The 6,198-nt window shown below is 63.0% G+C and carries 4 protein-coding genes; 1 reads left to right on the top strand and 3 read right to left on the bottom strand.

Annotated elements, in window-relative coordinates; all coding sequences use genetic code 11:
* On the bottom strand, window positions 1-2,903 hold a 2,903-nt coding region (locus tag VLE48_01850), incomplete at its 3' end, for a TonB-dependent receptor (GenBank protein ID HSA91728.1).
* Window positions 2,904-3,170: 267 nt separating this feature from the next.
* Here VLE48_01850 and VLE48_01845 point away from each other — a divergent pair.
* Window positions 3,171-4,739 (top strand): aminotransferase class I/II-fold pyridoxal phosphate-dependent enzyme, encoded by a 1,569-nt coding sequence (locus VLE48_01845; GenBank protein HSA91727.1) that lies wholly within the window; start codon window positions 3,171-3,173, stop codon window positions 4,737-4,739.
* Window positions 4,740-4,822: 83 nt separating this feature from the next.
* On the opposite strand, the gene VLE48_01840 is transcribed toward VLE48_01845, so the two are convergent.
* Window positions 4,823-5,818, bottom strand: coding sequence for an SH3 domain-containing protein (locus VLE48_01840; GenBank protein HSA91726.1), 996 nt, complete (start codon window positions 5,816-5,818; stop codon window positions 4,823-4,825).
* Between the two features lie 168 nt (window positions 5,819-5,986).
* A partial coding sequence (locus VLE48_01835) for a hypothetical protein (protein ID HSA91725.1) occupies window positions 5,987-6,198 on the bottom strand: 212 nt, incomplete at its 5' end.

Genomic DNA, 6,198 nt, shown 5'->3' with positions numbered 1-6,198 from the left:
AACGGCAGGTCATAGATGAACTGCAGTCCCAGCAAGTGGCGGTAATCGAACAGGCTGTTGCCACGGCTCAGGGCCACGGAGCTGAATGGGTTGGGGTTGACCGTGAACAGACCAACGCCACCGGTGGTGAAGATTTCGCTGGCGTTGTCGATGTTCTTGCTCCACGTATAGGACAGCGTGGAAGTGATCCCATGCCAGTTGCGGATGTCGAACCGCGACTGCAGGGAGTGGTAGATGGCGAAGGCAGTGTTGGCCCGCGTCAGCCGGTTGCGGAAGTTGCAATCTGCATAGCGGCTGGCCCGGCCGGGAGGATCGTCGGCGCTGGTTGCCGCGGTTCCGGTCAAGCCGTCCGGTCCGTTGTCCAGACACGGCGTGATGCCATCCGGGATGACGTCCTGCCGGCCGGCAACGCTACCGTCGAAGCCGTTGTCAATCAGGCTAGCCAGCGAAGGATTGGCGTTGAGTGACTGGAACTGGCCCACGGTGTGGCTGCCCAGGTAGCGGACTTCGAACGCGACCTTGGAGTTGATTTCCCGTTGCATGCCCAAGCTCCACTGTTGGGTATACGGGTTGCGGAAGTCGTCCGATACCGTGGTCTGGGTGCGGAAGCCGGGATTGACGCCGGTGGGGATGAAAGCCAGGCCAACCGCACGAACATCGTTTCCCGTGAAGGTTGCTGTGCCCGGCAGACCCGGAATGGCGACTCCCACTGCACCGGTCAGCGTGCCGGAGGCGTTGACCACCGGAGCCGAGGTGGCGACGTTCAGGTGAATGTTGTAGAACGCCGGGTCGTAGGAGATGCGGAAACCGCCGCGGATGACGGTCTTGTCCTTGCCCAGGATGCTCTCGAAGATGCGGGGCGTCCAGGCAAAGCCAACGACCGGCGCGAAGTTGTTGAAGTCATCCGGAACCAGCGGTGGGGCAATCACGTTCTCCGGCAGGCTGGTGTCCCAGAAGGGATTGGAGCCCGCCTGATTGGCAACCGCCAGGTCGTGCAGCAGGTTGATGGACTGGCTGGTCCACTCCCAGCGCACGCCCAGATTCAAGGTCAGGTTGTCCTTGACGCGCCAGTCGTCCTGGAAGTAGAGGTACACGTCGTTCTCGACGAACGGGAAGCCCAGGGGGCCATCGGTAAGGGAGAACGCGGACGGCGTGTTCTGGATGAGCGTGTCGTAGTTGGCGAAAGTGTAGGAGCCGTTAGCCCCCGGCAGGAAGTCCGAGGGAGAATCCTGACGGTCATACTCGCCGCCGAACTTGAGGCTGTGCCGGCCCTTGACCCAGGTGGCGTTGTCCTGCACCTGGTAGTTCTTCACCGTGCGCCCTTGGGGCGCATTGGTGAGCATGCCCCAGCCCAGGAAGTCGGTGTCCTGGAAGCCCACGCGGGGGAAGCACTCGGTGAAGTTGCTGCGGTTGCAGGGGAAGGTGCCATCCTCGAAACCGACGTTGAGGAAAGCGTGACCGAAGCGCAACTGGTTGACGAAGGTCGGAGACCAGGTGCGGGTCCAATCGCCGCCGTACTGCTTGCCGCCGGAAGGAATGTCGGTGAACAGGCCCGCCGATCCGGTACCGAAGGCGTCGCTGTTGGTGAGGACTTCAAAATCACGCACGTAGCGGAAGAACACGCGGTCCTTGCTGGTGAGCTGCCAGTCCACCTTCGCCGTCCATTGCTCGAGGTTGAAGACCGAGGCTGGAGCGAAGCTGGGCGTGCCAAACTCAACGTTGGCATTCGTCACGCCATCGGTAACCGCTCTTGTTTCCAGGTTGGTGAAAGACCGGCTGAAGTTCGCAAAGTAGTCAGCGCCCGGGGAAGCCGCCAGCAGGGCTGCTACGCCGGCGTTGCCTGGGAAAGCGGCGTTCAAAGTGGCCAAACCGGCCGGTGTTGGAGCGATCTGGCCCGCTTGCGCAGGGGAGCCACCGGTACGGTCACGGTCCCATGTCCCGGAAATGAAGAACCAGCCCTTGTCCTTGATGATGGGACCGCCGAAGGTGAAGCCGAAGATGTTGTTGGTGTCGCGGAAGCGCTTGACAGGCTCACAGCCCACCACGGTCGGATCTTCACCCGGACGGCAGAAGCCGAAGACCGGGCTCTTCTCTTCCTTGTTGAGCGAATCAAAACGCGACCCGCGGTAGAACCAGAAGGCGGTGCCGTGGAAAGCGTTGGTTCCTGATTTGGTCACGTAGTTGATGACCGAGCCGGTGTTGCGGCCGAACTCTGCGCTGTAGTTGTTGCTGATCTGGAACTCAGAGAGCAGGTCCGGATTTTCCAGGAAGATGCCCGGGCCGGCGACGGAGTTGTCGTTATTGTACTGGCCGTCGATCTGAAAGTTGTTGGAACGGGTGCGCTGGCCGTTGACGGAGAGCTGCGCGCCGTTGGAGTTGCCCCGACCGGCGGCGCCGCCGGCAGCCACGCCGGGCGCATACAGTGCCAGGTTGTCGAAGTTGATGCCCGTGGGCAGAGTGGTGATTTTCTTGTTGTCAAACGTGTTGGTGATGGCACTGGTCGTGCTCTCGACCAGGGGCGCCGCGCCTTCCACGTTGATCACTTCCTCGGCCGCGCCGACGGTCAGGCTGCGAATACCCAGGTTGGTATCGAGGCCGGGGCTGACCGTGACGTTGGCGATCTGGAGCTTGGAGAAGCCGCTGGCTTCAATGCTCACCGAGTAGGTGCCCTGGGGCAGCCCACGCAGGGCGAAAGTCCCGGCGGCGCTGCTATCGCCAGAATAGGAGAGGTTGGTTGCCGCGTTCTTTGCGGTAATCTTGGCTCCACTGACAACCGCCTGCTGCTGGTCCTGCACCGTGCCAACAATCGACCCGGTGACAATGCCTTGGCCAAAGGCCAAGCTTGTGGTCAGCAACAGGAGGATAAACAGTGAGCTGACTTTTCTGCTAAAGTCGCCTTCCATCTTGCCTCCTAATGAGGTTCTCTTGGGAGAACTTGCCAGAGGAATGTCCGTCTGGTCGCGGATACGACACTCTTGGCATGAGCACTTGTACAACCAAATGGTGAGTGGTACTAACGTCATATTTGTCAACAAGTTACCCAAAAATCGCGGCGAACTTTTACGCTTTGTAGTAGCCGAGCCTGTCAGGTGATATGAAATTACGTATGTCACCGTACGATTCGGTCTAACTTGGTGATGAACAGAGGGTAATCAGGGCTGAAGCGACGATTGGACGAGACCACCCTTAAACACGGGCTTGAGTTGTTCAACCAAGGGCGCTTTTTTGACGCCCACGAGGCGTTGGAAGACGTCTGGCGTCAGGCCGTGGGACCAGAAAAGCGCCTGCTGCAGGGCCTGATCCAGGTAGCCGTGGGGCTGCACCATTACTCCACCGGCAACATCGCTGGCGCACGGTCTCTGGTGCGGCGCGGGGACGCCAAGCTGGCGGAACATCCGAAAGGGCTGTTGGGTGTGGATGTCCAAGCGCTGCGGCGGGCCATCGGCGCCTGGGTGGCGGCGGTAGATAGCGGCCAGCATCCGCCTGCCTCCTCCCTGCCCCGGTTGACTTGGGAAAGCGGTACAATTCCAGCCCTTGTGACCCATCCGTCCGCAGCCCAGCCGAGCGCGGCCACCGGGATCGGGCAGGTGCCGCTGCTCGATCTGAAGCGGCAGTACGCGCAGATCCGGACCGAAGTGCTGGCGGCGATCGAGCGCGTATGCAGTTCGCAGCACTTCATACTGGGGGAAGAGGTACGCAGCCTGGAGCGCGAAATCGCCTCGTACTGCGGAGCGTCTTCGGCGGTGGGCTGCGCCTCGGGCACCGACGCCCTCTGGCTGATGCTGTTGGCGGCCGGGGTGGAGCCGGGGGACGAGGTCATCACCACGCCCTTCAGCTTTTTCGCCTCCACCAGCGCGATTCTGCGCGCGGGAGCCCGGCCAGTGTACGCGGACATCGATCCACGAACGCTGAACCTGGACGCAGACGCGGTGGAGCAACGCATCCAGCGGCAACCCTCCGCCAAGCTCAAGTGCGTGCTGGTAGTGCACCTCTACGGGCAGTGCGCCAACATGGACCAGTTCCTGCGGCTGGGCGCGCAGTACAAGCTCAACGTGTTGGAAGACGCGGCACAAGCCATCGGAGCGGGGTGGCGCGGCCGCCGCGCAGGCTCCCTCGGCACAGGGGCAGCACTGAGCTTCTATCCCACCAAGAACCTGGGCGCGTACGGAGACGCGGGGTGCGTGACCACGGTAGACCCGGGGTTGGCAGAGCGAGTGCGACTGCTGCGACATCACGGCAGCCGGGAGCGCTACTTCCACGAAGCCCTGGGCTGGAACAGCCGGCTGGATGCGCTGCAAGCGGCAGTGTTGCGGGTGAAGCTGAAACACCTGGAAAAGTGGAACGCGGAACGACGGCAGCGGGCGGTGACCTACGATCGACTCTTCCAGGAAGCAGGCCTGGGCATGCCGGGAGCAGCGCCGGGTGAATCACCATCGCATCCGATCTCCCTGCCCTACACGCTGCCCGAAGCGCATCATGTTTTCCACCAGTACACGATCCGCGCGCGACGGCGCGACGACTTGCGCGCGTACCTGGCCAAGCAGGGCATCGGCGCGGAAATCTACTACCCGCTGCCGCTGCACCTGCAGAAATGCCTGGCCTACCTGGGCCATGGCGACGGGAACTTTCCGGAAGCGGAGCGAGCCGCCAAGGAAATCCTGGCGCTGCCCATCTTCCCGGAACTCACCGAAGCCGAGCAGGCGCACGTGGTGGATACGATCGCGGATTTCTACTCGTAGAACAGCAATCAGCAATTAGCGATTAGCACATAGCCGGCGAGCGGAGTGCTGATCCGCTGAGCTCGAGGAATACTCGGTTTCAGCTAGCGCCGGCCGCGGCGTGAGGCAGGCGGTGGATTTTCGCCCGGAGCCAGGACGCGGCGGACCATCACGCCATTCATTTTGTACTTGCGCTCGGCGAGCGAGGCGTCTTCCTGGCGGAGGCGCAGGGTAAAGACGGGCAGGTTGCCTTCCTTCTCGAAGTCCTCGCGACCGACCGGCACGGGCAGCACCCCGTTCAGGTTGCGCTCACGATAGGCGGTCTCATAGCGGTCGCGCGCCGTGTTCCAGGTGAAGACACGCACCTGGGCATAGTCGTAGGGCAGGCCGTCGCGCGGCTCGGTGAGGACCATGAGGTATTGCGGCACCTTCCTGCCGTCGTCCTCGACCTGGCTGAGAACCGGACAGGCGACAATGCGTTTGCCTTCGGCGTACTGGGCGACTTCGAGCGGGCACACAATGTCCACCATGCGGCCCAGGACCCAGCCGATGCGACCGCGAGAGTCGCGGGCGAGCCACCAGTCTTCCAGAACCGGCGGAGGCGGACCGGCGCCAGCCTTCGGGGCTGCGGGGGCTTGCGTCACCGGCTTGGGTTGGGTGGCGCGCTGGAGCAGCTCGACCTCCTCCTCCGCTCTCAGCTGATACAAGCGAGGCGCATCGCGACCGGGAGTGGAGTGCATGTTCAAATCGGCGCGGGTGCGAGCGCGCGAGGCCGCGGGGTCGCGCTGGTGCTGAACCCGCAGGTCCTGGAAGGCGCGGAACACCTCCTCGCCGACCAGGTGGCGCATCTCGATCCAGCCCACGGCTCCGGTGGCGGTCCGGACGCGGGCCATACGCTTTTGGGTTTCCAGCACCTCGACGCGATCGCCATTCTCCACCGCACCGACCTTGTTGTAGACGGCGGCCAAACGATCGCGCAGCGTGGCCTGCGGCGCAACCACGTAGGCGATCTCCTGCGGCTTCGGTTCGCCGTCGCGGCCGCAGCCGGCGAGCAGGATGGCGATGAGAGTGGAGGCGAAAATGAACCGGCGAATGCGCACGAATCTCCGGGTTTCACTATAGCGCCGAGCAGAAGGTCGGAGGCACCCTGCAGGTGTTGCTCAGGACGGTTCGGCCGGGGCCTGCGGGATGAGCGATTCTAGCTTTTCGGCACGGCAGAAGCCGTGCCCTGATACAAATCCAAGCTACGAGCATTTACGAGATAGCTTCTAATCGCCGAAGCTGATGCCGATGGCGCGGGCCGCGGCCACGATCTCGCTGTTGGGATCCACGGTCTTCATGGCCCCGATCGCTTCCGCGATGGGGACGCTCTCGATGCGGGAACCGCGCAGACAAACCATCTTGCCGAACTCACCGCGGGCGATGAGGTCGACGGCAGCGGCGCCGAAGCGAGTGGAGAGGATACGGTCAAAAGGCGAGG

This window comes from Terriglobales bacterium, from assembly GCA_035454605.1.
Classification (GTDB): domain Bacteria; phylum Acidobacteriota; class Terriglobia; order Terriglobales; family Acidobacteriaceae; genus DATMAB01.
The sequence above is the reverse complement of the archived record's forward strand: the minus strand, read 5'-3'. Positions and strand labels throughout refer to the sequence as shown.